This window comes from Bacillus cereus, from assembly GCF_007678085.1.
GTDB classification, from domain to species: Bacteria; Bacillota; Bacilli; order Bacillales; family Bacillaceae_G; genus Bacillus_A; species Bacillus_A cereus_BE.
In genome coordinates this window covers 287,590-312,942 of record NZ_VEDW01000005.1, presented here as the reverse complement: position 1 = coordinate 312,942, position 25,353 = coordinate 287,590, and the positions used below count along the sequence as shown (strand labels likewise).

Here is a 25,353-nt window from a genome sequence, read left to right as displayed (position 1 = left end):
ATTATGTAGCCGTCGTTTTTCTATTAAAACTTCACAAGCTCTATTCCTTCAGGCAACTTACTCTCTGTTAAAATACGTAATTCTTTCACACGATCCATTACGTAAGAAGAACGCTTCACAAGCTCTGGGTCAATATAAGCTGGATGAACCATAATTTCTACCGTTTGTTCACCTTGTACTCTTTCTTTTAACTTCACAAAGTAATCTTCCGTCACACCATCCGCGTAAAAGTCACTGTAAAACACGTCAGAAAACGGGCGTACTGCTCGCTCTTCCTCACAACGACGAATCGGAACATTATATGTAGCCGCTAATCTCTCAAGAACATCGTGCAAGATCGGCAATCCATGCACGTGATGATGACTATCTAAATGAGTTGGTGTTAATCCGTAAGATAGGAATTTCTCAATTTGAGCAGCCCACTCTCTCTCAACTTCTTCTGGATTTACATTCCCTTCCCATACGACGCTTTGTTTATGAAATGATCCATCGATGCTTACAAGTGATGGTACGTCTCCAAGAAGTGGTTCCCCCGCTGTTAATACGAGATGTACGCCTACTCCGAGTAGGTTATACTCTTTCGCTAAACGTACCGCATGCTCTGTTCCAGGCATATTCATCATCATCGTCGTTGAATTTACAAGTCCATTTATATGTCCATCAATAATACCGTAATTTGTACCTTCTGTAAGACCGAAATCATCTGCGTTTACAATTAACTTAATCATCGTAATACCTCCTAATAGATTAAAAAAAAGCGGGCTAAATAGCGCCGCTTTATTTCTCTACCTTTTTGAAGAACTGCGGAAGATATTCTTTATGTGCTTCCAACATTTCATCTAAAATTTGTTTTGCAACTTTATCTGATGGTACAAGTGGATTAATTGTCATAGCAAGCAGCGCTTTATGATAATCCCCTGTAACAGCAGCTTCAATTGTTGTGCGCTCAAATGATTTAATTTGCTGTACTAAACCGCGAACTGGTACCGGAAGATCTCCAACTGCAATTGGTTTTGGACCTTCTTTCGTAATAATACAGTTCACTTCAACAGCCGAATCATGTGGTAAGCTTGCAATCGTTCCGTTGTTTCGTGTATTAACAGGCTGGATATCACCTTTATTATTGTAAATAGACGTAATTAAGCTACATGCTGCGTCACTATAATAAGCGCCGCCACGTTTTTCTAATTGTGGTGGTTTAATATCTAAGTTCGGGTCTTTATATAACTCGAATAAATCATCTTCTAATTGTTTTACTACTTCTGCACGTGTACCTTTTTCAACTGAAGCTTCTTTCTCTTCTTCTAACATTTCACGTGTTTTGTAGTAATAACGATGGTATGGACATGGAATTGCACGAAGGCCGCGAATAAAGTCTGGCTCCCAGTTAAGCGCTGCAATATTTTCCATCGTAATTTGCTTTTCTGGATCTGTTACAAGCTCTAACACACGATCCATTACACTTACGCCATCTAAGTATACATCTAGTCCGTATACCATATGATTTAAACCTGCAAAATCAACGTGGACACGACTTGCATCTACTTCAAGTAATCTTGCAAGACCCATGCGGATTCCGATTGGAACGTTACATAGACCAACTACTCTTTGAATATTTGTATAACGAAGAACAGCTTCTGTTACCATACCAGCTGGGTTCGCGAAGTTAATTAACCATGCATTCGGACAAAGCTCCTCCATATCCTTACAAATATCTAAAATAACAGGAATCGTTCTCAGCGCTTTGAATAAACCACCAGGACCATTCGTTTCCTGACCGATTACATCATATTTTAATGGGATTGCTTCATCTTTTGCACGAGCTTCTAATAAACCTACACGAAGCTGCGTTGTTACGAAATCAGCATCTTTTAATGCTTCACGGCGATCAAGTGTTAAATGTACCTCAATTGGTAAACCTGATTTTTTCACCATACGTTTCGCTAAGTTACCAACGATTTCTAACTTTTCTTTTCCTGCCTCAATATCTACTAACCAAATTTCACGAACAGGAAGCTCATCATAACGCTTAATAAATCCTTCAATTAACTCTGGTGTATAACTAGATCCACCGCCGATTGTAGCAATTTTAATTCCAGTCATGCTTTATTCCCCTTTCGCTTCTAACTTTTTATAAAGGTCGATAAATTCTGCTGCCAATTCTTTTACTGTAATCGCATTCATTAAATGATCCTGTGCATGAATTAAAAGAACACTAATCTCTGTTTTTTCTCCTCTTGCTTCTGATTGTATGAGCTCTGTTTGGAAATGATGCGCTTCATTAATCGCTTCTTTCGCCTTTACCATCGCTTCATCAGCCTCTGCCATTTTCCCCTGTTTGGCAAATTGAAGCGCCTCCATTGCAAAGCTTCGTGCATTACCACTATTTAAAATTAATTGGAATGGAATTTGTTCTGCTGTAGTCATCATAATTACCGCCCTCTCTATTATGGTTCAACCGATTTAAATACCCCTTCAGTTTGAACATTTCTATTAAATTATTATTTTATTAATGATAGTTTGGTGTTCTTGTAGATGGGTCTCATCTTTTTGAACATGATATAAAGGTGATTGTTCTCACAGATAATGTTATCTGTGAGAACAATTACTATGTTACATAGGTACAGAGTTGTTATTTCCTTGTGCTGCTGCTTTTTCAGTACGAACAACAGAACGGTCGCATAATACTACGAATGGATAATAGATTGCCATCGCAATTACAAAGTTGAATAACTGTAGAATTGCACCTGAAAGATGTCCACCTGTTACAAGATAACCACTAATAATTGGTGGTGTTGCCCATGGAATCATCACAACTGTTTTTGGTACCCAACCAATAGATATAGCTGTATAAGAAGTAATTACTAATACAATTGGTGTTATGATAAACGGTAAGAATAAAATTGGATTTAAAATAATTGGTGTACCAAAGATTACTGGTTCGTTAATATTGAATGCACCTGGTCCAATTGATAAGCGAGATACACCGCGTAATTGTGCACTTTTTGCTACAAGTAATACGACCACTAAGAACGCTAATGTTGCACCAGAACCACCAAGATATACGAAAGTATCAAAGAATGGTTTTGTAACAATGTTTGGAACATCAAATGCAGATGTACCACCTTTGAATAAATTCATGTTTTTCTCTAATGCCGGTAAGTATAATGGCTCAATAATACCACCAACGATATTTGGACCATGTAAACCGAAGAACCAAAGAAGATGAACAAGGAGTACAATGACAATTGCACTTGGTAATGTCCCTGCTAAACTTTGCAGTGGTGATTGAATCGTATTAAAGATAAATTCATGAACACTTGTACCAGCTAATTTCACTGCTAATTGAATACCTGCAACTACTGTTAAGATAACAAATGCTGGAACTATAGCTGCGAAAGATCTTAAAACTGCTGGTGGTACTCCATCAGGCATTTTAAAAGTAATGTTTCTTTGTACAAAGAAACGGAATACTTCAGTAACAAGGAGTGCCACAATAATTGCTACGAATAACCCTTGTGCACCTGTCCAAGCTAAGTTCAATCCGCCTTCTTTCGGTGTTGTTGGCGTAAGAATAATTAACGCACCAAATGAAATAATACCTGCTGACAAACCATCAACGCCGTAAGATTTTGCTAAGTTATAACTTGTTGTAAATGCTATGATTAGTGCTAGAATTGCAAAAGAACCAGTCCACATTCCACCGCCAACTTGTTTCCACGTTTCACCAAACAAACCTTTCATGAAATCTTGGAAAGCTTCAGATGGAAAACCATTAATTAGTGATGCCAGTGCACCAACTAAAATAAGTGGCATAACTGCAATAAATCCGTCACGGATCGCAGCTAAGTGACGTTGCGATCCGATTTTACCAGCAACAGGAACAATATATTTCTCCATGAATGCAATAAACTTTTGCATTTTGCTTCCCCCCTAATTATTTTTTAAGTGTTAATGCGTGATCTAAAACTGCCTCTCCATTCATCATGCCGTAGTGCATTGGATTGATAACGTCGATTCCAACGTTCCTCTCATCAGCAAGCGTTTTCATTGAAGAAAGCATGTAACGAACTTGTGGTCCTAGTAATAATACATCTGCTTGATCGATATTTGTTTTTACTGCATCCCCAGATACAGCCCAAATCTTTCCTTCTAGACCGCGAGCTTTTGCAGCCGCTTCCATTTTTGTAACTAGTAAACTTGTAGACATCCCTGCTGAGCAACATAATAAAATATTCATTTGAAAATCCCCCTTGTGTAGTATAAAAAATTTATGTTTTATTTATTTTTCTTTACGCTATTTATTAATGCAATTAGCGTGCCAACTTTTTAAAACCACTAAAATCAGCACTTTTTCGACTGTTTTCTTTGTGTGTTAACGCTTTCAATTAGTGTGTCACCTGAAAAACACACAGTGTGTTATAAAACAACACGCTTTTAACACATAACTGTATGAAAATAGATTAGTGTTTAGTTGTCTAGTTGTGTTTAAAACAAAAAACACTAAAAAAATTTTTTCAAAGTGAAAATCTAGTAAAAAATAAACCTCTCTTGAACACACTCTTCTATCTATTGTCCAATCAAACTCTACTAAATTACATAGAATAGAATAAAATAACACAATTCGAAAGGGGATTCCTATGCCAAAACATAGAAAACAGAACAAAATAAAGATTTATAGAATAACAAGCTATAAAAAAGAAAAGCGTTCTGAATTAGACTCTGACAAATTTGAACTAGAACAAGAGGAAATAGAGATTAAGCAGGACAAGCAGGATAGACAGGACAAACACGATAAACAGGACAAGCAGGACAAACAGGACAAGCAAGATAAACAAGACAAACAGAACAAACGAGACAAACAAGACAAACAAGACAAACAGGACAAACGAGACAAACAAGACAAACAAGACAAACAGGACAAACAGGACAAACAAGACAAACAAGACAAACAGGACAAACAAGACAAACAAGACAAACAAGACAAACAGGACAAACAAGACAAACAGGACAAACAGGACAAACAAGACAAACAGGACAAACGAGACAAACAGGACAAACAGGACAAACAAGACAAACAGGACAAACAAGACAAACAGGACAAACAAGACAAACAGGACAAACAAGACAAACAGGACAAACGAGACAAACAAGACAAACAGGAACAATTGGAACCTATAATAGAAACAAGTTCACACAACTTAGATGTATGGGATGCAATTTCTCTACAACAGATAGAAAATGGCGAGCATACAAGTTTATTTGCAGAACAAAGTAATTATCAAAATATTACTTTGTTACAAGTAAGCGACGTCCGTTTATATTTAGACAAACAACTACAATTCAGTTCCGTTGACGAACAAATTTATCATGAAGCCCTTGTGCATCCGATTATGTCAAAAGTAATTGACCCAAAACGTGTTCTCATATTAGGTGGTGGCGATGGCCTTGCTTTACGAGAAGTTTTGAAATATGAAACTGTGCTACATGTAGACCTTGTTGACTTAGATGGATCGATGATTGATATGGCTCGTGACGTTCCTGAATTAGTTTCTTTGAACAAAAGCGCATTTTTTGATAATCGTGTGAATGCACACGTATGCGATGCAAAAGAATTTTTGAATTCTCCTTCCTCTTTATACGATGTAATTATTATTGATTTTCCAGACCCCGCGACAGAGTTGTTAAGTACTTTATATACAAGTGAACTTTTCGCTCGTATCGCTACGTTTTTAACAGAAGGTGGCGCGTTCGTCTGTCAATCTAATTCACCTGCTGATGCACCTCTAGTATACTGGAGCATTGGTAACACAATTGAACATGCTGGATTAACTGTGAAAAGTTATCATACAATCGTACCTTCTTTCGGAACTGACTGGGGATTTCATATTGCAGCTAATTCTGACTATGTACTCGATCAAATTGAGCAATTATACGTTGTACCAACTCCTCAAACATTACCTTCTCTCCTTTCTCCCTTATTTCAATTTAAAGAAGAACATCTCGAACAGCGTAACCTTGCCCTTTTAAATTCAGAATCAAACCTTATCCTACATCAGTGTTATAAAAAAGAAATGGAGTTTTAACGATATTATAGTGAGGAGTGCTACCTTATGGAATACTCTACTTTCGGTAAGCATATAATAGTAGATTTATGGGGAGTGGATTTTTCCCTATTAGATGATGTTCACTTTTTAGAATATCATCTAGTTACCGCTGCGGATCGCTCAGGTGCACATGTTTTAAACGTAAGTGCAAAAGAATTCGAACCGCACGGTGTTACTGTTTTAGTTTTACTATCAGAAAGCCACCTTTCTATTCACACTTATCCAGAAAAAAACTTTGCAGCCATTGACTGTTATACGTGTGGTACGACCGTTGAACCGCAAATAGCGATTGATTACATCGTGAGTATATTAAAACCAAATGAGATGAATATAAAAAAACTAATTCGTGGTATAGGGGAGATTGTTACTACCGATTAAATATCAACCTTACTCATTTGTAAAAAGGAGGATTGTTACTACCATCAGTGGAACGAATATTCCACTGATGGTACAGAAACATATATATCTTTTTCACCTTAATCGATGATTTAATTTCGCGATCTTTCGCTTCCAATATACCGTCATCATAAACCATATAATGAAGTAAATAACAATAAAACTTCCTATACAAATAAGAATCGGACCAAAACGATTCGGAACCCAACCAATCCAAATCGCTATAGGTAAAAATGTTCCTAGTAAAACAATAAAGTGAATCATCGTCTGCTTTAATATGCTCCATTCTTCTTTTTCAAAAATAAATGAAGCGAAAGAAAAGATAAGTCCTACTATATTGGCTGTAAGTAAATAAACAATTAACATCTTTAGATTCATTTCCTCAATTCCATTCATATAACCAATCCATAAAAACAACAAACTATATAACATCGCCATCCCGAGTCCAAAGGCTATTTTATTAACAATTCTATCAAACATCTTTTAACCTCCTCCTATATTTAAAGCTTCTTTAATAAGCGGTACATATTTTCTCGAAACATATTCTTTCATTCCGTTAGAAAAATGAGCACACATACTGCCACTAAAAGACATTTCAAAGCTTTGAACATGCCCTAAATTTGCAAGTATTGACTTAGAAAATCTAGCAAACCGCTTTCCAGCTAACTGTTCCTCTAATTCATACAAACGAGCCTTCACTTCAAAACTCCCTTTCCTTGTCTTCGCCATAACTTTTCTTCCTTCTGTATAAAACCAAAAAATATCATTTAAAGATAATAAATAATACTGCTGATCTAATACACCGACAATTTGATTTACATTCCCTCCTTCAATTATTTTTAAAATCTGCTGAATTTCATCTGTTACTTCGCTTGTCTTTATAATAATTTCTACTTCTTTTTGTGATGGGTCCAATTCGATGTGAACTTTCATCTATTTCCCACCCCCTTTACAACTTCATTTTTACATAAAATTGGTAATGATAAATATAATCCTGCGTAAGTGGTTTTTGTTTCATCATAACTGTCTCTTTATACAACATAAAAAAACCTTGCATACGCAAGGTTCATTCATCCACTGACATCTTCTTATATAATTCTACAAATTCACTCGCTAATTCCTTCACCGTAATCGCATTCATTAAATGATCTTGCGCGTGTACCATCAGAAGGGTAACTTCAGTCTTTTCACCACCAGCTTCTTTTTGTATGAGATCCGTTTGTACACGGTGCGCCTCTTTTAATTCCTCTAACGCTTCTTGTAATTTAGCTTCTGCTTCTATAAATTCCCCACGCTTTGCGCAATCAATTGCTTCCATTGAACAACTTCGCGCATTTCCCCCATGCAAAATCAAATGAAAAGCCTTCGTTTCTATCGTATCCATTTTAGTTCTTTACTCCCCCTTTTCTTCCGCTACTTTTTGTTTATCCCATATTTTTAAGAACGGTAAATAAATGAAGAATGCAAGCGCAAAGTTAACAAGTTGTAAAACAACACCTGAAAGTTTCCCGCCCGATCCTAAATATCCACTAAACAGAATCGGTGTCGTCCAAGGTACAGCAGCTCCGCTCGGACGAGCAACCAATCCCCATTCCATTGCAAAGTAAGAAACAATTGTTAACACAACTGGAACCAAAATAAATGGAATTAATAAAATTGGGTTCATGACAATTGGCATCCCAAAAGTTACCATCTCATTAATATTAAATATACCAGGCGCAATTGACAATCGACCTATACTTTTTAATTGCTGACTTCGGGCAAATAATAACATTCCTACAACTAAAGCAAGTGTTGCACCGGAACCGCCCATATAAATCCATAAATCAAAAAACTGTGCAGTAATCGTATTTGGTATATCTTGCCCTGCTTGGTAAGCAACTCGGTTTTGATCCATTAACGACAACCAAACGGGACTCATTACACCACCAACAATAGTAGCTCCATGAATTCCACATGACCAAAGAACATGAACGAGAATAACAGCTATTATTGCGCCCCAAAGACTAGCACCAAGTACACTAAGTGGTTCCTGTAAAATTTGCCCCACAATATTATGGATACTGCCAAAAGAAGTATTTTCTATAATTAAACGTAAAATCCAAATAACCGTTACAACAATAAATCCTGGAACAAGTGCGGCAAATGAACGTGTTACAGCTGGCGGAACTGTCTCTGGCATCTTTATAATTATCTTTTTTTGTACAATAAACCGATAAAGCTCAGTAGATATAAGTGCAATAATCATTGCTACAAATAACCCTTGGCTTCCCATTAATGCAGCTGGGATAGCACCTTCTACAAGTACACTCTCTTTTGTACTTGGTATAATATATGCAACTTGAAATGGCGTCGCAAGTAAAAACGTCACAAGCGACAATGCCCCGGATGCTAAAGCGTCCACTTTATAATATTCTCCAAGTCTGTAAGCGATTCCAAAAACAGCTATTAAAGCCATTATATTAAAAGTTGCACTAACTGGATACCCCAAAGCCCTCTGCCAATTCTCCCCAAACAAACCGGCCATAAAATCATTATAACCTGGTATTGGTAAAGCACTAATGATGAGGAAAAATGATCCTATAATTAAGAAAGGCATCGTCAATACAAGTCCATCACGAATCGCTAGCAAGTGTCTCTGTTCTGCAACCTTCCCTGCTACTGGCATTACATATCTCTCTAAAAACCGTATCATCTATCCCACTCTCCTCATGGTTTCATTGACAAAGCTGCTTGTAAGATAGCTTCTCCATTACAAAGTCCGTAATGGACAGATTGAATGACATCAACAGGTACTCCCTTCTCCTTACATAACTCTTTCATTTTCGGTAATAAATAACGTACTTGTGGTCCAAGTAAAAGTACATCAGCTTCATCTATGTGACTATTTACTTCAGAACCTGATACTGCCCAAATCTTTACCTCTATTCCTCTTGCCTCTGCTGCTTTCTCCATTTTCGTAACAATTAAACTGGAAGACATTCCCGCTGCACAGCAAAGTAAAATATTCATCCCTTTTCCCTCCCCCTTTTTCCAAACCTAAGTTACAGTGCATCCTTTGCCACCACTAGGTTACAAATATATATGTCTAGATTTCCTGCTGTATGCCGAGCTTAAAAACAAAAATTTCTCGGTTTTCACGCTATTCCATCTATCATTATTCTCCTAGTAAAGAGGACTCTAACTCGCTATAATAATTCAGTATGATTTTTTTAATTGATAGGAGGATACATTTATGAAGGCATATCGCTTTCCGCTTATTTTATTATCTTCTATCCTAATTGGTGGTTTCATTGGTTATTTCATGGGTGCCGATGCAGTTGCTTTAAAGCCGCTTGGTGACATTTTCTTAAACTTAATGTTTACGATTGTTGTACCTTTAGTGTTCTTTAGCATCGCGTCATCTATTGCTAATATGGATGGATTAAAACGTTTCGGTAAAATTATGTCTAGTATGGCTGGAACTTTCTTATTTACAAGTATTTTAGCTGCTATTTTTATGATTATTGTCGTGAAAGTATTCCCGCCAGCACAAGGTGTCGTATTAGAACTAACGCAGCCTGATAAAGCTGAAAAAGCAGTTAGTGTTGCAGATCAAATTGTTGGTATTATAACAGTATCTGATTTCTCGAAGTTACTATCTCGTGAAAATATGTTAGCTCTTATTTTCTTCTCTATTTTAATGGGGGTTGCAACTTCAGCAGTTGGTGAAAAAGGAAAACCATTCGCTACATTCTTACAAGCTGGTGCAGAAATTTCAATGAAAGTTGTATCTTTCATTATGTACTACGCTCCAATCGGACTTGCTGCTTACTTCGCAGCATTAGTTGGTGAATTCGGACCACAACTTCTTGGAACTTACTTCCGAGCAGCAATGGTATACTATCCAGCATCACTAATTTACTTCTTTGTATTCTTCACGTTCTATGCATACCTTGCAGGTCGCAAACAAGGTGTACAAGTATTTTGGAAGAACATGGTCTCTCCTACAGTTACATCACTTGCAACTTGTAGTAGTGCTGCTAGTATTCCAGCTAACTTGGAAGCAACGAAGAAAATGGGTATCTCTTCTGACGTTCGTGAAACAGTTGTCCTTCTTGGATCTACACTTCATAAAGACGGCTCTGTTTTAGGCGGCGTATTAAAAATTGCTTTCTTATTCGGTATTTTCAACATGGAATTCGAAGGACCGAAAACATTAGCAATCGCACTTGTTGTTTCTCTATTAGTAGGAACAGTAATGGGCGCTATTCCAGGCGGCGGTATGATTGGTGAAATGTTAATCGTTTCTCTATACGGCTTCCCGCCAGAAGCATTGCCAATTATCGCGGCAATCAGTACAATCATTGATCCTCCTGCAACGATGTTAAACGTAACAGCAGATAACGCTTGTGCCGTAATGACAGCTCGCCTTGTAGAAGGTAAGAACTGGATCAAAAACAAATTTGCTTAATAAATAGAAAGAGGATGCTCCAAACGAGCATCCTCTTTTTTTGTTGTTAATCCATTCCGCCACAAATTTGTTATAATCTTCACAAATATTCCACACTCATTATCCATTCTCCGTACTATAATCATGTATGGAAAAGGAGATGGACCTAATGAATCAAAGCGCACCAGAATTTAAAGTTTTACAAAGCATTGCATTCCTTGCTGTTGTTTTGCAAAGTTCCTTATTATATACAATGAACCAAGGAAATGTCTTACTTGAGCAATCCCTCATTATGGGCATGCTATTCAACCTTGCAAAATTTTCAGCACCTGCATTCATATTTATCGTCGGCTTTCACTTAATTCGGCAATATACGAAGCAACTAGCCTACACAGAATATATTTATGAAAAAGCCGCACATTTACTCATTCCTTACTTCTTCTGGTCTATTCTTTACTTATTAACAACAAACGATATGATTACACTACAAAGTGGAATAAAAAATTTATTACTCGGAACAGCCGCACCCCATCTTTGGTACGTGATTATGATGTTCCAAATTCATTTATTGTTTCCTTTGCTGTGCACACTATTTTATTGGTTTCAAAAACGAACAGAAAATAAAAAAGACATATATAAATATATGACCATCTTTGCTTCTCTATATTTCCTCTTAATGTGGTATTCTTCTCACTACATTTTTAATGGAGAAAAATTGACTAGCTCAACCATTTTACATTATACAGACCGTTCTTTCTTCTTCTACTCATTCTATTTCGTCATGGGAGGAATCGCTGCTGTCGCACTAAAAACGTGGCGTACATTTGTCATGAAACATATCCCGCTTATTACAATATTATTTTTTATCTTATTTTTATTCATCAATTATGAGTTATTTAGTTTTTACGGAGCAAACTCTATTCATTTAACCGTTTCGACTTATTTAAAACCGTCTATGTTTCTATATATCGTATGCGAAATTATTATACTTTACGTGCTTTCTATTACAATCGTACAGCGACGCGGTTTTTTATATAAAGCTTTACGCTTTATCGGGAATTACACATATGGTGCTTATTTAGCTCACTTTTTCTTCTTGCAACTATGTACAAAATTTCTTTCTTTATTCACACTGCAAGAAAACACAATATTATATAGCCTATTATTATTTACAATAACAGCCACAATCTCAATTTCAGCAATGGTCATTTGCAGTACACTACCATTTCATACGTGGATTACAGGACCTTCTCCTACGACGAATATGAAATGGGCGAAGATTGTACTTCGAAAAAATCATGAAAAAGTATTCAAACCATATCTTTGATATAATAGAATTCCATACAAGAAAAGAAAGTAGGACACACCTATGATTAATCAAATTGGACAAATTATGTTATATGTAAATAACCAAGACGAAACAGTACAATTTTGGACAGAAAAAGTAGGGTTCCAAATCATCACTGAAGAAAATAATGGAAAAGGATTTCGCTGGATTGAAATCGCTCCAGCAAAAGATGCAGGCACAAGCATCGTCCTTCACGATAAAGCGTTAATTGCGAAGATGCAACCTGAATTAAACTTACATACACCTTCACTTATGTTCTTCTCTAATAACTTAGATCAACTGTATAAAGATCTTTCTGAGAAAAACGTTACAGTTGGACAAGTTGTAGATTTACCTACAGGTAGAGCATTCAACTTTGCTGATAATGAAAACAATTACTTTGCGGTAATGGAACGCAAATAAAAAAGAAGCTATCCGAAAAACCGGATAGCTTCTTTCATTTTAAGAAACTTGTTCTGCATTCGTTTCCTTATGTTGTATATGACTCGTGATCCAAGCAATTCCGCCGGCAACAACGAGATAGCATAATAATATTAAAATTTGCATTTGTAATTGCGACCAATCTCCTAAAGAAATCACATCTTGTAGCCCTCTAAGAGAATGAGACATTGGGAGAAATTGTCCAATCTTGCTAAGAATAGCTATATTTAATTCTCCTGGGAAAGTCCCCCCGCTCGTCGCTAATTGCAAGACGAGAAGCGTTACTGCTAAGAACTTTCCAACGAGACCAAATACCGTTACTAACATGAGAATAAATGTCATGAACGTAAAGGAAATAACAATACTTGATAAAATAAAGAGTGGCACACTTGCAACTTCTAATTTCATAACTCCTAGCACAACCACATCCACAAGTAATGCTTGAATAAGTCCAATTAAATATACTAATCCTAATTTATTAATAAAATGTACCGTTCCGCTTACTTTCATATTTTGTCTACGGCCAAGAGGTAAAATATTCGATGCCATAATTCCGCCAACATAAAATGCAAGTGATAAGAAATACGGTGCAATACCTGAACCGTAATTAGGCACGTCAGAAACTGTTGACTTCACTAATTGAACTGGCTCTGAGAACATCGTATTGCGTGTATCATCATTGCGAACATCCGCTATCTTCTCTGCTCCATCTCCCAATTTCGTAGAAAGTTCTTTCGCGCCATCGTCAAGTTTAACAAGTCCGTTCGTTAACTGATCAGCACCATGATTTAGTTCTGTTCCACCACTCGCAAGGTGATTTACACCTTCTTGTAATGATGTAAATCCACTTCCCCACTTCGTAAATCCATTAGCTAAATTCGCAGCACCATCTGCAATCTTTTTCGTTCCAGTAGTAGCCTCATTTAACTTAACTCCAAATGTATTCATGCCTTCTTCAATCTTATGTTGACCGTCAGCAAGCTTCTTCGCGCCTTGCGTCAATTGTTGTTGGCTATTATTTAAAGTGCTTGTTGCTTTAGCTACTCCGTTAGAAGTAGCAATGATTTTTTGAAAAGCAGGGTCTTGCTGCACTTCTGGATGACTTTTCACGTACTCTTCTAATTGTTGCTTTACACTACTTGCTGCATTGTCCACTTTCACTTGCCCTTCAGCAAGTTTCTCACTTCCGTTCACCCATTCGTTTGTACCAGTACTTAATTCACTAACCCCTGCTTGTAAAGTTTTTTCACCTTGAGCTAATAATTCCATACCGCTATGAAGTGAGTTCGCTCCTTGACTCAGCTCATTTGCTCCGCCAGTTAAGGCAGATTGGCTAAAAGCAAGTTTTTCACTTCCCTCTTTCACTTTTGATGTCCCGTCACTTAAACGATGAATACCATCTGCAAGCTGATTGGCCCCATTTCTTGCAGATATCGTTCCTTCATGTAACTTCTCAGCGCCATTACTTGCATCACTCAACCCTTGCGCTAAGTCTTGAAACTTTGAAAAGACACCTTCTGTATAAGATTTCGTAATACTATTTGAAATTTTTGTTTTCATATTTTCAACAGCTGTCGTTCCAATTTGAGCTGCTACAAAGTTTTTACCCGGATTCACTTTGTACTGAAGTTGTGCTGGCTCTGGTTTCTCATCCATAAGTGTACTTACCTTTTTAGAGAAATCCTTTGGAATCGTAACAACCATATAATACTTATCTTCTTTTAACCCTTCATCAGCATTTTTTTCTGATACGAAATGAAAATCTAGTTCCTTATTCTCTTTTAAATTTCTTACAAAATCGTCTCCCGCATGAATTGTTTTTTCATCCATCGCAGCACCCTTATCTAAATTTACAATCGCAACAGGTAATTTATCTAATTTTCCATATGGATCCCAATATCCAGCTAAAAAGAATCCTGAATAAATTAAAGGAACGATTAATAAAAAAATTAAAGCGATACGTCCATGTTTATGGTGCCACATCGCTTTCCAATCTTTAAATATAAGTTGAATTCCTTTCATGAAACATACTCCTTCTCCTAATTTCACACCATTACAATGGTTTAACAGATTTACTATACACGCCACTTTCCATACTGTATAATACATCTTTAATTATCAATCCATTCCTTTTGGTCTATAGAAAGGAGAGTCAAAATGGAACTTCTTCAACTAAAATACTTTCAGACAGTCGCACGATTAGAACATATGACAAAAGCGGCTGAAGAATTGCATATCGCACAACCTTCGCTCAGCAAAACAATCGCTAGATTAGAAAAGGACTTAGGCGTCCCCCTATTTGATCGCCAAGGTCGACAGATTACATTAAACTCTTTTGGGAAAGTATTTTTAAAACGAGTAGAGCGCATTTTTCATGAATTAAGTGAAGGTGAACGAGAAATTAAAGATTTAGCTGAATTACAACAAAGCTCTATTACACTGGCAGTTTCTATTCCGAGAATATTACCAGAACTAATCGGTTCTTTTTTACTAGAATATCCTAACGTTCGATTCCAGCAGTTTCTCGCATCTACTCCTTCTATGAAACGACAACTAGATAATATAGAAATTGACTTTTGCATTTCTTCTGTGCCAATTGAAGGCGAGGGAATTATGTGGGAACCACTTATTACAGAAGAAATTTTCTTAGTCGTCCCTTCAGGTCATCGTTTATCAGGACGCGACAGTATCCATCTGCATGAAGTAAAAGACGAACCATTTATTAGTATGAACACTGGTTACGGATTCCGGCACTTAACGGATGAATTTTGTAAGGAAGCTGGCTTCACTCCATATATCGCTTTTGAAGTAGATGAACCAACCGTAATTAGCGACCTTATTAAGCAAGGCCTCGGCATCGCCTTTGTTCCAAGTTTAACTCTATTAAAAAACTCTACTTTAGCATTAAATAAGTTGCGTATTATTGAACCCGTTTGTAAGCGAACGATTGGCTTAAGCTGGTCAAAAAAACGTTACTTATCGAAAACCGCTCAGCAATTCCGTGAATTCGTGATTGATTACTTCTCCAATATTAGGACGTAAAATTATATCAACAAATAAAAGATGCCATCCCCATAGGGTGGCACCTTTTATTATTCACTCTTCTCTAATTCCATTTCCGCTAAAAGTGGTAGTACATTATCAAAAATATGCGTATTGTTATTTTCGCCTGTTACGTATCCACCGTAATATCTACTAAATACGTTGTCATTTCGGAATGTGGCCATATGATCATATAATTCCTTTGCAAACTTTGTATCACCTGTGTGTAGTACGTACAAAATCGTTAGTCCGTAAGCGGCTGGCGATTCATAGTTCACAGTTTGTTTTCCCGTTTCTAAATTGTAACGACCGTATAGCTTGCCGTCCTCCTGGAATTTCTTCTTTATAAATTCCAAATAAGCATCTGATGAAAGACCGCCTAAACTCCGGTGATATGCAACGTATGATTGGTCGATTAGATTCACTTCTTTATCGTACGTAAATGTACCATCCTCTTTATACTCTTTCGGGAATGCCCAGCCATTCCTTGGATAATCCGCTAAAAATTGAACGACTTCCTGATATTGCTGAGCAGAAACTTTCCCATACTTTTTCATATACGAGAATGCGTGTGGATTTAAGTATGATGTAGTTACAAAATTATTTTGTTTCCCTACATCTGCATCATAATAATCAACATAATAATTATCTTTCTTATTATAACGAATTACAGCGTCACTCAATTGATCTGCCAAGTTTTTATAACGCTCTTCCTTATACATTTCATAAGCACGATATAATTGCTCTATAACACGAAGATCATCTATAAGTGCATTGGTAGCAGACTGCATTTCTCCCTTTTCAGAGATTTTCCATACAACGATTTGATCCTTATGTACAAAGTTATTTTGAATAACCTTAACTTGTTCATCGAATAACGCTTGATCGTCTTTATCGAGTGTATATTGTAGCCATAGTCCTGCTGATTCCGATAAAGCTTCACGGCCTTTCGCTTCACCCGTACCTGCCTTTGTATCCCCTAAACGATATGTAGCAATTGTCCCATTTTCATTCACCATATGTCTCAAAATAAAATGTTCTGTACGGTTTCCTTGTATAGCTGACCAAAATACAATTCCACCTAAAGCGATTAAGAGAATAACTCCAATCCCTATATATAAACGTTTCCGCAATCTATTCACCTCCCTAATAAGGCTAGCCTTAATTTTACCAGAACATACGTAAAATTAAAAAAGACAATCTATTAGATTGTCTCCCTTCCTCTATCTCTCACAAGCCTCTTTAGAAGGTCTATATAGCGATTCTACAAGTCGATCATATTCACGACGCGTAATCTCTTTATTATACAGCTTCAATAATAAATCTCTATGCTCTTTTGAAAATGCCATCTTTTTAATGACTTCAGGATACATAAAACATCCTCTCCATTTCACATAAACTTCTTCACCCCGGAAAACAGAACTTATGTTCGCATAAAAGATTATAAAATATTCCTTACTAAAAAACAAACAAAATATTATTAAACATTAACTTCTTTCTTTTTAGAATATTCAAACATTATATTACCATATCTACTTTTTAAATACATATATATTTTTGGTAGTTTTTTTGAATAAATCTTCCAATTCAATCAGAAAATAATGGCAAAAAAGAAGAGGAGTTTACATATGGATACGGTAACATTAGCAAGAGCATTTTTCGGTTCTTCATTAGCATTCCACATTATCTTTGCAACACTTGGTGTCGGACTTTCATTGATGATTTTTATAAGTGAAATACTCTATCACTGGAAGAAAGATTCCGATTACGCCATTATGGCGAAAAGATGGACGAAAGCGTTCGCCATCCTTCTCGGTGTAGCAATTCCGACTGGAACAATCGTTGGTGTGCAAATCTCACTTCTTTGGCCTGGTTTTGCCAAAATTGTTGGGCAGGTTATTTCTGTTCCCTTTCAAATTGAGATTTTCGCCTTCTTTTTAGAGGCTTTGTTCATGTCCATTTATGTATATGCAGCTGACAAACTACCTCCATTCATGAGATTAATCTCGCTATTCTTCGTCATGATTGGTGCCACGGCATCTGCCGTGCTTATTACATCAGCAAATACATGGATGAATACACCCGCGGGATTTTCAATGGGACCAGATGGATCAGTTTTTAACGTTGATCCGTGGAAAGCTTTCTTTAATCCGAGTTTTGGCACAAGCGCATTCCACGTTGTGATTACAGCCTACGCAACTGGAGCTGCTGTCATTGCCTCTATCGCTGGATTTAAATTATTAAAGAAAAATTTAAGTGAACGTGAAGTAGCATATCATAAAAAAGGACTGCTGTTAGGACTCGTCGTGACATTTATTACAGGTGCTACGATGTGGCTTTCGGGACACGAATCGGCAATTGCCTTACATAAGCATTCCCCTGAAAAACTTGCATCTGCTGAAGCTTTATTTGAAACTACATCCCATGCACCGTTATCAATTGGCGGAGTTGTGGATCCTAACACACTTGAACTAAACTATGCACTAGAAATTCCGAACATGCTTAGCCTACTAGTAGGACTAGACCCTAGCACCGTCGTAAAAGGACTAAATGAATTCCCACAAGAAACATGGCCACCATTTTACACACATACACTATTCAACTTAATGGTCGGCACCGCTGCCTTCACCTTTGCAGTTGCAGCAATTGCCCTCTTATATTGGTACTTTGTTTACCGAAAAAAAGGCGCAGAATTACCGAAGTGGCTTCTTTGGGGAGCGGCCGCATGTGGACCAATTATGATGCTCGGCATTGAATTTGGATGGATTTTTAGCTGTAGTGGTCGTCAGCCGTGGACCATTTATGGTATGCAACGTACAGTCGACGCTTCTACACGCGCTGATTTTGTCGGTCCTTTATTTATTCTATTCATCATTTTATATATTGGACTCGGTATTTTAACTGTTTTTGTACTGCGGACATTCTTTAAGAAACATCCGCTTACAAATGATTTACATCACGAAGGAGGCGATTCTCGTGCATGAGGAAAGTATTGCAATCATCATCTTGTGGGCTCTTATTTTCGTATACAGTATATTAGGTTCCATCGATTTTGGAGCAGGTTTTTGGGGCATGGTATACGCAAAACATCCAACAATCGCTGCCAAGCTTGCCAACCGATACTTATCACCAACTTGGGAAGTAACAAATACATTTCTCGTCTTTGTCGTTGTCGCTTTTCTCGGTTTCTTTCCAAAAGCCGCTTTCACCCTTGCGACAGTGATGTTTGTACCAGTTATGTTAATTTTAATACTCATTGCAATTCGCAGTACATTCATGGTATTTGCTTACTCTGTGCCAAAATATCAGTACCTTCTTCGGGTTATTTCAGGTATTACTGGGCTCTTAATTCCAGCCTTATTAATTACCGTTTTACCTGTTACAGAGGGAGCTTATATTACAATGTCTGAAGGAAAAGAAGTATTACTGTATGGAAAACTTCTTTCTAGCCCGGTTATCTATTGCTATATGCTCTTCGGGCTAACTTCGGAACTATTTCTCTCTTCTCTCTTTCTTGCTGATTTTGCGAGAGAGCAAGGTTCAGAAGATTCATATAGAGTTTATCGAAGAAACGCCATCATCCTTGGCCCTGCAACACTCGTTACGGCGATTATCGCCCTCGTTGTAATGGACCCGGAAACACACTGGCTTATGCAAGGACTTATAAAGCAATTCCCATGGTTTACAGTTTCTATCGTTTTATTCGTTATCGGGTACTCTTCTCTTTGGTGGACAAACAAGAAGTATGACTCACTAGGATACCCTCGTATTGCCGTTTTAGCAGTCGTCGCTCAATATGCATTTGCAAGTTATGCTTACGGCGTTGCGCATTTACCGTATATTATTTATCCTGATGTAACTGTATTTACAAGCTTTACAACGGTCGAAACATTCTATGCATTGCTTATTTTATATGCAATTGGGATTGCAATTTTATTACCAGGATTTATTTTCTTCTGGAATTTATTCTTGAAGGATCGAACTTTTTTGAAGGAAAAATAATATAGCCTTGGAGTCTGTTCCAAAAATCATATTGGGATGGGCTCCTTTTTTCATGTTTTGTCGATAAGTCCATATATTTTAAAAATCGCTGATATATTTTGAGTTGCGCTAGTATATCTCCATAATTGCCCATATAATTTTCATTTACTATCTTACCGCCCCACTAATTTATAGACTCCTCTCACGATAGTTATTTCACTATTCGTGACACTTGTCCTTTCGCTTGAAAAACACATATTCACTTTATTCCATTATATGTCTAGTTCTTCCTATTTTTTGTTGAATATACTATCAATACAAACTTGAGACAAGCTACATTTGTTCAAAGGAAAATAGAAAGGTAGGCAAAATATGAGCATTGAAATATGGATTACTATTATTGTATTCTTCTTTACGATGATTGTTATCTTTTGGCGACCCCGTGGTTTAAATGAGGCGTGGCCGGCAGCAATTGGCGCTGGCATTATCTTGATTACTGGACTTGTATCAAAACCAGACGTCATGGACATTATTAGTAAAATTGGCGGTGCCTCTATAACAATATTAGCGACCATCGTTATGGCGGTTATATTAGAAAGCTTCGGCTTCTTCCACTGGTCCGCAGCGAAACTTGCAAATTTAGCAAAAGGCTCCGGTCGCCGTTTATACTGGTATATTCAATTATTATGTTTTCTTATGACTCTTTTATTTAATAACGACGGTAGTATTTTAATTACAACTCCAATTTTAATTCTTCTTCTAAAAAACCTTCAATTAAAACCGCATCAACAAATTCCTTATTTATTAAGCGGTGCCTTAATCGCAACTGCTTCTAGTGCACCAATTGGTGTAAGTAATATCGTAAACTTAATCGCATTAAATATTGTGAATATGACTCTTTATATGCATACTGCTATGATGTTTGTACCTGCAACATTAGGATTATTATTTATGTCATGGCTTATGTACACAGTTTTAAAGAAAAAACTACCAGAGAAATTACCTGTTTCTTCATATGATATTGAAGAAATATTCTTCACGAAAAACTTCCATCCATTAAAAGGAAAAAATTCTGTTGATACGAAACAAAAACGTACAAAATTCATGCTAAAAGTATTAGGTTTCGTCTTCCTTATGCGCTGTCTTCTATTCGTTGCATCCTTCTTATCCATCCCAATCGAAATTGTTGCTGTACTCGGTTCACTCGTTCTTCTCATCTGGAGATGGTACTACCTACGAACGAATCCTGTCGACATTTTGAAAAAGACACCGTGGCACATTTTAATTTTCGCATTCTCTATGTATGTAATTATTTACGGACTTCACAACGCAGGGTTAACAACGGCACTTGTAAATTGGCTTGAACCAGTTGTAAGTCAACATCTACTCTATGCTAGCTTTGCAATGGGCGGACTCGTTTCTCTTCTCTCTAACGTCTTCAATAACCATCCTGCACTTATGATTGGTACAATCACATTAACAGAAATGGGACTAGACCCAGTCACATTAAAAACTATCTACCTCGCAAACATTATTGGTAGTGACATCGGTTCACTATTATTACCAATTGGTACGCTAGCTTCCCTTATTTGGATGTATATCCTGAAACAAAACAAAATTAAAGTAAAATGGAAAGACTATTTAAGTGTATCCCTTATCGTTATTCCTCTCACAACAGTCGTCACATTATTCCTCTTATACTACTGGGTACACCTCTTCTTCGCCCTATAAACGACAGAAGCCCGCTTTGCTACCGTCTTAGCAAAGCGGGCTTCTTCTATATTTAAGTTAGGTACTACAGTGTGATCAATCAAGTAAAGAGGTGTAACGTGTTATTGGTATAAATGACTACCAGTGTCTTTAAATTCTTTCGCTTTCTCTTTCATCCCTTTTTCAATTGCTTCTGTCGTTTCTAAATCGTTGTCTTTCGCATATTCACGAATATCATGTGAAATTCTCATACTACAAAACTTCGGTCCACACATTGAGCAGAAATGAGCCGTTTTCGCGCCTTCTGCTGGCAATGTTTCATCGTGATATTCCATCGCGCGTTCAGGATCTAAAGATAAATTAAATTGATCGCGCCAACGGAATTCAAAGCGAGCTTTTGAAAGTGCATCATCACGCTGATGAGCCGTTTTGTGCCCTTTCGCAAGATCAGCCGCATGTGCAGCGATTTTGTACGTAATAACACCCGTGCGAACATCATCTTTATTCGGTAAACCTAAATGTTCTTTCGGCGTTACATAACAAAGCATCGCTGTTCCAAACCAGCCAATCATCGCAGCTCCAATTGCCGATGTAATATGGTCATAACCTGGTGCAATATCTGTCGTTAACGGCCCAAGTGTATAGAACGGGGCTCCCTGACAAATATCAAGCTCTTTCTCCATATTCTCTTTAATTAAATGCATCGGTACATGCCCAGGTCCTTCAATCATCACTTGCACATCATGTTTCCAAGCAATCTTCGTTAATTCACCTAGTGTTTCAAGCTCAGAAAACTGTGCTTCGTCATTTGCATCTGCAATCGAACCTGGACGTAATCCATCTCCAAGAGAGAACGAAACGTCGTACTGCTTCATAATTTCACATATTTCTTCAAAATGAGTGTATAAGAAGTTTTCTTTATGATGGAATAAACACCACTGCGCCATAATTGAACCACCACGTGAAACGATACCTGTCGTACGCTTTGCAGTAATCGGAATATAACGAAGTAATACGCCCGCGTGAATCGTAAAGTAATCAACACCTTGCTCCGCCTGCTCAATTAACGTATCACGATACACTTCCCACGTTAAATCTTCTGCAATTCCGTTTACTTTTTCCAGCGCTTGATAAATCGGTACAGTTCCAACTGGTACAGGCGCGTTACGAATAATCCACTCACGCGTCGTATGAATATTTTTACCTGTAGATAAATCCATAATCGTATCTGCACCCCAGCGCGTTGCCCACGTCATCTTCTCTACTTCTTCTGCAATAGAAGACGATACAGCAGAGTTTCCGATATTTGCATTGACCTTCACGTGGAAGTTACGTCCGATAATCATCGGCTCTGCTTCCGGATGGTTAATATTCGCTGGTAAAATGGCACGACCTTCCGCGATTTCCTTACGAACAAACTCAGGCTCTACTCCTTCACGAATCGCAACATATTCCATCTCAGACGTAATCATGCCATTACGTGCATAATGCATTTGCGTAACGTTTGCACCTTGCTTCGCTCTAAGTGGCTGACGATCCATTTGCGGGAAAACAGGTGTATGTTTCGAAGCCACCTTCACACCATCATCCTCTGGTTTCACTTCGCGCCCTTCATATGCTTCTACATGTCCGCGCTCTAGGATCCAAGAGTGGCGCGGCGCCTCCAACCCCTTTTCCAGCTCCACTTTATACGCAGGATCTGTATAAGGACCGCTCGTATCATATACACGAATTGGCGGATTCGGAATGCCGTTCGTTTCACTTTGTTCAATCTCGCGCATCGGCACTTTCATACCCGCGCGTGGTCCATCCACATACACTTTCTTACTTCCTGGTAAACTCGATTTCAATTCAATTTGCTCAGCTGAAACAGACTGTTTCATAACCTTTGTTGCCCCCCTGTACGTGACAAGGACGAGATATGGCCAGCGCATGCCAAAATAAAAAGAGCCAGGTCCATAAAAAAATAAGGACCTGGCTCATAAAGACATCATTATGTAAAGCCGTTAACTTCCCTACGCTGGTACGAGCCAGATCAGGTCCAAAGGGTTAAGAAGTTCACGCGCTTCTCTCTCAGCCTACGCATACGTTAGGCACCCCTAGTTTATCACTGATTTAATTTTCAATACTTTCCCATCATACACGATAATCTGAAAAATGCAAAGTTTATTTCTTTTGTTGTTTATGGAATCATCCACGTTAAATAATATGCCTGTACATACGTCATAATACCAACAATAATTACGAAGAATAAACTATGCTTCACTGTAAAACGGAATAGATCTGATTCTTTTCCAGCAAGTCCAACTGCCGCACAAGCAATCGCAATCGATTGCGGAGAAATCATTTTTCCTGTTACACCGCCCGTTGTATTTGCTGCAACGAGAAGTACTTCAGATACACCGACTTGCTGCGCTGTAATCGCTTGTAAATTCGAGAACAGTGCGTTCGCTGAAGTATCTGATCCTGTTAAGAATACGCCAATCCAACCTAAGAATGGTGAGAAGAACGGGAATAATCCGCCAGTTCCTGCTAGTGCCAACGCTAATGTAGAAGACAAACCAGAATAGTTTGCGATAAATGCGAATCCTAATACGAATCCGATAGATAGAATTGGCATCTTAAGTTCATTTAACGTTTCTTTAAATGTCGTTACTGCATCTTTTGCACTCATTTTCAAAATAAACATGGAAATGATACAAGCAATTAATATTGCTGTTCCTGTTGCTGATAATACATCAAACTTCAAAATTGCCTCGTAAGGCGTCGGTTTATTTACAATCGGCTCTGCTTTCATTACTAAATTGTGTAAACCTGGAATTTCAAACTTAAACACAAGGCTTTCCAATGCGCCGCCTGGAGCAAATAACGCCTTAAAGAAGCTTTGGCTCCAAATGACTACCATAACTGTTAATACGATAAATGGAGACCATGCCTTTACGACTTTTCCTAACGTTAATTTCGGCATTGATGCCGCCGTCGTTGTTGCAGCTACTTCACTATTTGCTTGTTTTGATTGATAGATTTCTTTCGGTTGCCATACTTTTAAAAACAGCGATAAACTTACTAAACTTACAAGTGCTGACGTAATATCTGGAAGTTCTGGTCCTAAGAATGTCGCTGTAATGAACTGCGTAATTGCAAATGAACTACCCGCTACAAATAGAGCAGGCCACGTTTGTCTTACTCCTTTCAATCCATCCATTAAAAATACGATAAAGAACGGAACAAATAATGATAAGAACGGTAATTGATGTCCAGCCATTTGTCCAATTTTATGTGGATCAATACCTGTTACTTGTCCAGCAACTGTAATCGGAATTCCCATCGCACCGAATGCTACTGGTGCCGTATTTGCGATTAAACAAAGACCTGCTGCATATAAAGGATTTAACCCAAGACCTGCAAGAAGTGCTGCCGTAATCGCTACTGGTGCACCAAATCCTGCCGCCCCTTCCAAAAATGCTCCAAATGAAAAACCGATTAAAATAACGAGTAAACGATGGTCATTCGTAATAGATAATACAGATGCACGAATCACATCGAATTGACCTGTCTTCACAGATATTTTATATAAAAATACCGACATAATGATAATCCAAGCAATTGGCCATAGTCCGTACAAGAAACCATATCCCGTCGCTGCCATTGCCATCGTGAACGGCATCTTATAAGCGAATAACGCCACTAAAATTGTAAGTAAAACTGTAAGTAATCCTGCCACATACCCCTTCATGCGGAAAACTGCTAAAGCTAAGAAAAAAAAGATAATCGGAATAAGTGCGACCGCTGCCGAAATCCAAATATTTCCGAACGGATCATAAACTTGTGTCCATGTGTTCATTGTTCTCTCCCCCTAAAGAATCCCCTTTTAAATAGAATAACCTCATCAATAGGCTATCAGGTCATCATACCTT

The 25,353-nt window shown here is 37.6% G+C and carries 24 protein-coding genes and 1 riboswitch; of the genes, 9 read left to right on the top strand and 15 right to left on the bottom strand.

What is annotated here, in order from left to right; all coding sequences use genetic code 11:
• Positions 1-23: 23 nt before the first annotated feature.
• The 5 genes from chbG to FS742_RS21915 all read right to left on the bottom strand — a co-directional run bounded on the left by chbG (position 24) and on the right by FS742_RS21915 (position 4,240).
• Positions 24-728: a chitin disaccharide deacetylase gene (gene chbG / locus FS742_RS21935; protein ID WP_144615074.1), complete on the bottom strand. Its 705-nt coding sequence runs from the start codon at positions 726-728 to the stop codon at positions 24-26.
• A gap of 49 nt (positions 729-777) precedes the next feature.
• Positions 778-2,103: a 6-phospho-beta-glucosidase gene (gene celF, locus FS742_RS21930; RefSeq protein WP_000145757.1), complete on the bottom strand. Its 1,326-nt coding sequence runs from the start codon at positions 2,101-2,103 to the stop codon at positions 778-780.
• A gap of 3 nt (positions 2,104-2,106) precedes the next feature.
• On the bottom strand, positions 2,107-2,430 hold the full coding sequence (locus FS742_RS21925) for a PTS lactose/cellobiose transporter subunit IIA (protein ID WP_000989050.1): 324 nt from the start codon (positions 2,428-2,430) through the stop codon (positions 2,107-2,109).
• Between the two features lie 183 nt (positions 2,431-2,613).
• Complete coding sequence (celB, locus tag FS742_RS21920) at positions 2,614-3,921, bottom strand: PTS cellobiose transporter subunit IIC (RefSeq protein ID WP_087959271.1); 1,308 nt, start codon at positions 3,919-3,921, stop codon at positions 2,614-2,616.
• Between the two features lie 16 nt (positions 3,922-3,937).
• Complete coding sequence (locus tag FS742_RS21915) at positions 3,938-4,240, bottom strand: PTS sugar transporter subunit IIB (protein ID WP_001023569.1); 303 nt, start codon at positions 4,238-4,240, stop codon at positions 3,938-3,940.
• Positions 4,241-4,640: 400 nt separating this feature from the next.
• On the opposite strand from FS742_RS21915, the gene FS742_RS21910 reads away from it, so the two are divergent.
• Positions 4,641-6,086 carry a polyamine aminopropyltransferase gene (locus FS742_RS21910; protein WP_144615072.1) on the top strand — a complete coding sequence of 482 codons (1,446 nt, stop codon included), beginning with the start codon at positions 4,641-4,643 and terminating at the stop codon, positions 6,084-6,086.
• Between the two features lie 27 nt (positions 6,087-6,113).
• A complete protein-coding gene (gene speD / locus FS742_RS21905) occupies positions 6,114-6,485 on the top strand; it encodes an adenosylmethionine decarboxylase (protein ID WP_088092412.1) in 372 nt (123 codons plus the stop codon).
• Positions 6,486-6,578: 93 nt separating this feature from the next.
• Here the strand turns inward: speD and FS742_RS21900 are convergent, their stop codons facing one another.
• The 5 genes from FS742_RS21900 to FS742_RS21880 form a co-directional block, all read right to left on the bottom strand.
• Positions 6,579-6,983 (bottom strand): DUF3021 domain-containing protein, encoded by a 405-nt coding sequence (locus tag FS742_RS21900; protein WP_088082114.1) that lies wholly within the window; start codon positions 6,981-6,983, stop codon positions 6,579-6,581.
• A gap of 3 nt (positions 6,984-6,986) precedes the next feature.
• Positions 6,987-7,436, bottom strand: a complete 450-nt coding sequence (locus FS742_RS21895; RefSeq protein WP_088092411.1) for a LytTR family DNA-binding domain-containing protein — start codon at positions 7,434-7,436, stop codon at positions 6,987-6,989.
• Between the two features lie 133 nt (positions 7,437-7,569).
• Complete coding sequence (locus FS742_RS21890; protein WP_144615070.1) at positions 7,570-7,887, bottom strand: PTS lactose/cellobiose transporter subunit IIA; 318 nt, start codon at positions 7,885-7,887, stop codon at positions 7,570-7,572.
• A 9-nt stretch (positions 7,888-7,896) separates the two neighbouring features.
• Complete coding sequence (gene celB, locus FS742_RS21885) at positions 7,897-9,198, bottom strand: PTS cellobiose transporter subunit IIC (protein WP_144615068.1); 1,302 nt, start codon at positions 9,196-9,198, stop codon at positions 7,897-7,899.
• Positions 9,199-9,212: 14 nt separating this feature from the next.
• Complete coding sequence (locus tag FS742_RS21880) at positions 9,213-9,515, bottom strand: PTS sugar transporter subunit IIB (RefSeq protein ID WP_001023539.1); 303 nt, start codon at positions 9,513-9,515, stop codon at positions 9,213-9,215.
• A 223-nt stretch (positions 9,516-9,738) separates the two neighbouring features.
• Here FS742_RS21880 and FS742_RS21875 point away from each other — a divergent pair, with 223 nt between their 5' ends.
• The 3 genes from FS742_RS21875 (at position 9,739) to FS742_RS21865 (ending at position 12,685) form a co-directional block, all read left to right on the top strand.
• The gene (locus FS742_RS21875) at positions 9,739-10,956 is read left to right on the top strand and encodes a dicarboxylate/amino acid:cation symporter (protein WP_000649366.1); all 1,218 of its coding nucleotides are present in this window, start codon (positions 9,739-9,741) and stop codon (positions 10,954-10,956) included.
• Between the two features lie 148 nt (positions 10,957-11,104).
• Positions 11,105-12,262, top strand: coding sequence for an acyltransferase (locus FS742_RS21870; RefSeq protein WP_144615066.1), 1,158 nt, complete (start codon positions 11,105-11,107; stop codon positions 12,260-12,262).
• Positions 12,263-12,304: 42 nt separating this feature from the next.
• Positions 12,305-12,685 (top strand): VOC family protein, encoded by a 381-nt coding sequence (locus FS742_RS21865; RefSeq protein WP_144615064.1) that lies wholly within the window; start codon positions 12,305-12,307, stop codon positions 12,683-12,685.
• Positions 12,686-12,724: 39 nt separating this feature from the next.
• Here FS742_RS21865 and FS742_RS21860 read toward each other — a convergent pair whose 3' ends face one another.
• The gene (locus FS742_RS21860; protein ID WP_144615062.1) at positions 12,725-14,725 is read right to left on the bottom strand and encodes a YhgE/Pip family protein; all 2,001 of its coding nucleotides are present in this window, start codon (positions 14,723-14,725) and stop codon (positions 12,725-12,727) included.
• 135 nt (positions 14,726-14,860) lie between these two features.
• On the opposite strand from FS742_RS21860, the gene FS742_RS21855 reads away from it, so the two are divergent.
• A complete protein-coding gene (locus FS742_RS21855; RefSeq protein ID WP_144615060.1) occupies positions 14,861-15,745 on the top strand; it encodes a LysR family transcriptional regulator in 885 nt (294 codons plus the stop codon).
• 50 nt (positions 15,746-15,795) lie between these two features.
• Here the strand turns inward: FS742_RS21855 and FS742_RS21850 are convergent, their stop codons facing one another.
• The gene (locus tag FS742_RS21850; protein ID WP_144615058.1) at positions 15,796-16,878 is read right to left on the bottom strand and encodes a transcriptional regulator; all 1,083 of its coding nucleotides are present in this window, start codon (positions 16,876-16,878) and stop codon (positions 15,796-15,798) included.
• Between the two features lie 90 nt (positions 16,879-16,968).
• Entirely contained in the window at positions 16,969-17,118 is a 150-nt protein-coding gene (locus FS742_RS27695) for a hypothetical protein (protein WP_166702754.1), read from the bottom strand.
• Positions 17,119-17,373: 255 nt separating this feature from the next.
• Here FS742_RS27695 and cydA point away from each other — a divergent pair, with 255 nt between their 5' ends.
• The 3 genes from cydA to FS742_RS21835 all read left to right on the top strand — a co-directional run bounded on the left by cydA (position 17,374) and on the right by FS742_RS21835 (position 21,457).
• A complete protein-coding gene (gene cydA / locus FS742_RS21845; RefSeq protein WP_098238600.1) occupies positions 17,374-18,729 on the top strand; it encodes a cytochrome ubiquinol oxidase subunit I in 1,356 nt (451 codons plus the stop codon).
• Positions 18,722-19,747: a cytochrome d ubiquinol oxidase subunit II gene (locus tag FS742_RS21840; protein ID WP_144615056.1), complete on the top strand. Its 1,026-nt coding sequence runs from the start codon at positions 18,722-18,724 to the stop codon at positions 19,745-19,747. The genes cydA and FS742_RS21840 overlap by 8 nt, the downstream gene beginning before the upstream one ends.
• A 351-nt stretch (positions 19,748-20,098) precedes the next feature.
• On the top strand, positions 20,099-21,457 hold the full coding sequence (locus FS742_RS21835) for an arsenic transporter (RefSeq protein ID WP_144615054.1): 1,359 nt from the start codon (positions 20,099-20,101) through the stop codon (positions 21,455-21,457).
• 101 nt (positions 21,458-21,558) lie between these two features.
• On the opposite strand, the gene thiC is transcribed toward FS742_RS21835, so the two are convergent.
• Both thiC and lldP read right to left on the bottom strand, forming a co-directional pair.
• Positions 21,559-23,319: a phosphomethylpyrimidine synthase ThiC gene (gene thiC, locus FS742_RS21830; protein ID WP_144615052.1), complete on the bottom strand. Its 1,761-nt coding sequence runs from the start codon at positions 23,317-23,319 to the stop codon at positions 21,559-21,561.
• Between the two features lie 112 nt (positions 23,320-23,431).
• Positions 23,432-23,547, bottom strand: a riboswitch (TPP riboswitch).
• 71 nt (positions 23,548-23,618) lie between these two features.
• The gene (lldP, locus tag FS742_RS21825; protein WP_144615050.1) at positions 23,619-25,280 is read right to left on the bottom strand and encodes an L-lactate permease; all 1,662 of its coding nucleotides are present in this window, start codon (positions 25,278-25,280) and stop codon (positions 23,619-23,621) included.
• Between the last annotated feature and the right edge of the window lie 73 nt (positions 25,281-25,353).

What these genes read in the sequence shown, in the direction of transcription:
- chbG (WP_144615074.1), bottom strand. Translation starts at nt 728, where the DNA reads ATGATTAAGTTAATTGTAAACGCAGATGATTTCGGTCTTACAGAAGGT.
- celF (WP_000145757.1), bottom strand. Translation starts at nt 2,103, where the DNA reads ATGACTGGAATTAAAATTGCTACAATCGGCGGTGGATCTAGTTATACA.
- FS742_RS21925 (WP_000989050.1), bottom strand. Translation starts at nt 2,430, where the DNA reads ATGATGACTACAGCAGAACAAATTCCATTCCAATTAATTTTAAATAGT.
- celB (WP_087959271.1), bottom strand. Translation starts at nt 3,921, where the DNA reads ATGCAAAAGTTTATTGCATTCATGGAGAAATATATTGTTCCTGTTGCT.
- FS742_RS21915 (WP_001023569.1), bottom strand. Translation starts at nt 4,240, where the DNA reads ATGAATATTTTATTATGTTGCTCAGCAGGGATGTCTACAAGTTTACTA.
- FS742_RS21910 (WP_144615072.1), top strand. Translation starts at nt 4,641, where the DNA reads ATGCCAAAACATAGAAAACAGAACAAAATAAAGATTTATAGAATAACA.
- speD (WP_088092412.1), top strand. Translation starts at nt 6,114, where the DNA reads ATGGAATACTCTACTTTCGGTAAGCATATAATAGTAGATTTATGGGGA.
- FS742_RS21900 (WP_088082114.1), bottom strand. Translation starts at nt 6,983, where the DNA reads ATGTTTGATAGAATTGTTAATAAAATAGCCTTTGGACTCGGGATGGCG.
- FS742_RS21895 (WP_088092411.1), bottom strand. Translation starts at nt 7,436, where the DNA reads ATGAAAGTTCACATCGAATTGGACCCATCACAAAAAGAAGTAGAAATT.
- FS742_RS21890 (WP_144615070.1), bottom strand. Translation starts at nt 7,887, where the DNA reads ATGGATACGATAGAAACGAAGGCTTTTCATTTGATTTTGCATGGGGGA.
- celB (WP_144615068.1), bottom strand. Translation starts at nt 9,198, where the DNA reads ATGATACGGTTTTTAGAGAGATATGTAATGCCAGTAGCAGGGAAGGTT.
- FS742_RS21880 (WP_001023539.1), bottom strand. Translation starts at nt 9,515, where the DNA reads ATGAATATTTTACTTTGCTGTGCAGCGGGAATGTCTTCCAGTTTAATT.
- FS742_RS21875 (WP_000649366.1), top strand. Translation starts at nt 9,739, where the DNA reads ATGAAGGCATATCGCTTTCCGCTTATTTTATTATCTTCTATCCTAATT.
- FS742_RS21870 (WP_144615066.1), top strand. Translation starts at nt 11,105, where the DNA reads ATGAATCAAAGCGCACCAGAATTTAAAGTTTTACAAAGCATTGCATTC.
- FS742_RS21865 (WP_144615064.1), top strand. Translation starts at nt 12,305, where the DNA reads ATGATTAATCAAATTGGACAAATTATGTTATATGTAAATAACCAAGAC.
- FS742_RS21860 (WP_144615062.1), bottom strand. Translation starts at nt 14,725, where the DNA reads ATGAAAGGAATTCAACTTATATTTAAAGATTGGAAAGCGATGTGGCAC.
- FS742_RS21855 (WP_144615060.1), top strand. Translation starts at nt 14,861, where the DNA reads ATGGAACTTCTTCAACTAAAATACTTTCAGACAGTCGCACGATTAGAA.
- FS742_RS27695 (WP_166702754.1), bottom strand. Translation starts at nt 17,118, where the DNA reads ATGTATCCTGAAGTCATTAAAAAGATGGCATTTTCAAAAGAGCATAGA.
- cydA (WP_098238600.1), top strand. Translation starts at nt 17,374, where the DNA reads ATGGATACGGTAACATTAGCAAGAGCATTTTTCGGTTCTTCATTAGCA.
- FS742_RS21835 (WP_144615054.1), top strand. Translation starts at nt 20,099, where the DNA reads ATGAGCATTGAAATATGGATTACTATTATTGTATTCTTCTTTACGATG.
- thiC (WP_144615052.1), bottom strand. Translation starts at nt 23,319, where the DNA reads ATGAAACAGTCTGTTTCAGCTGAGCAAATTGAATTGAAATCGAGTTTA.
- lldP (WP_144615050.1), bottom strand. Translation starts at nt 25,280, where the DNA reads ATGAACACATGGACACAAGTTTATGATCCGTTCGGAAATATTTGGATT.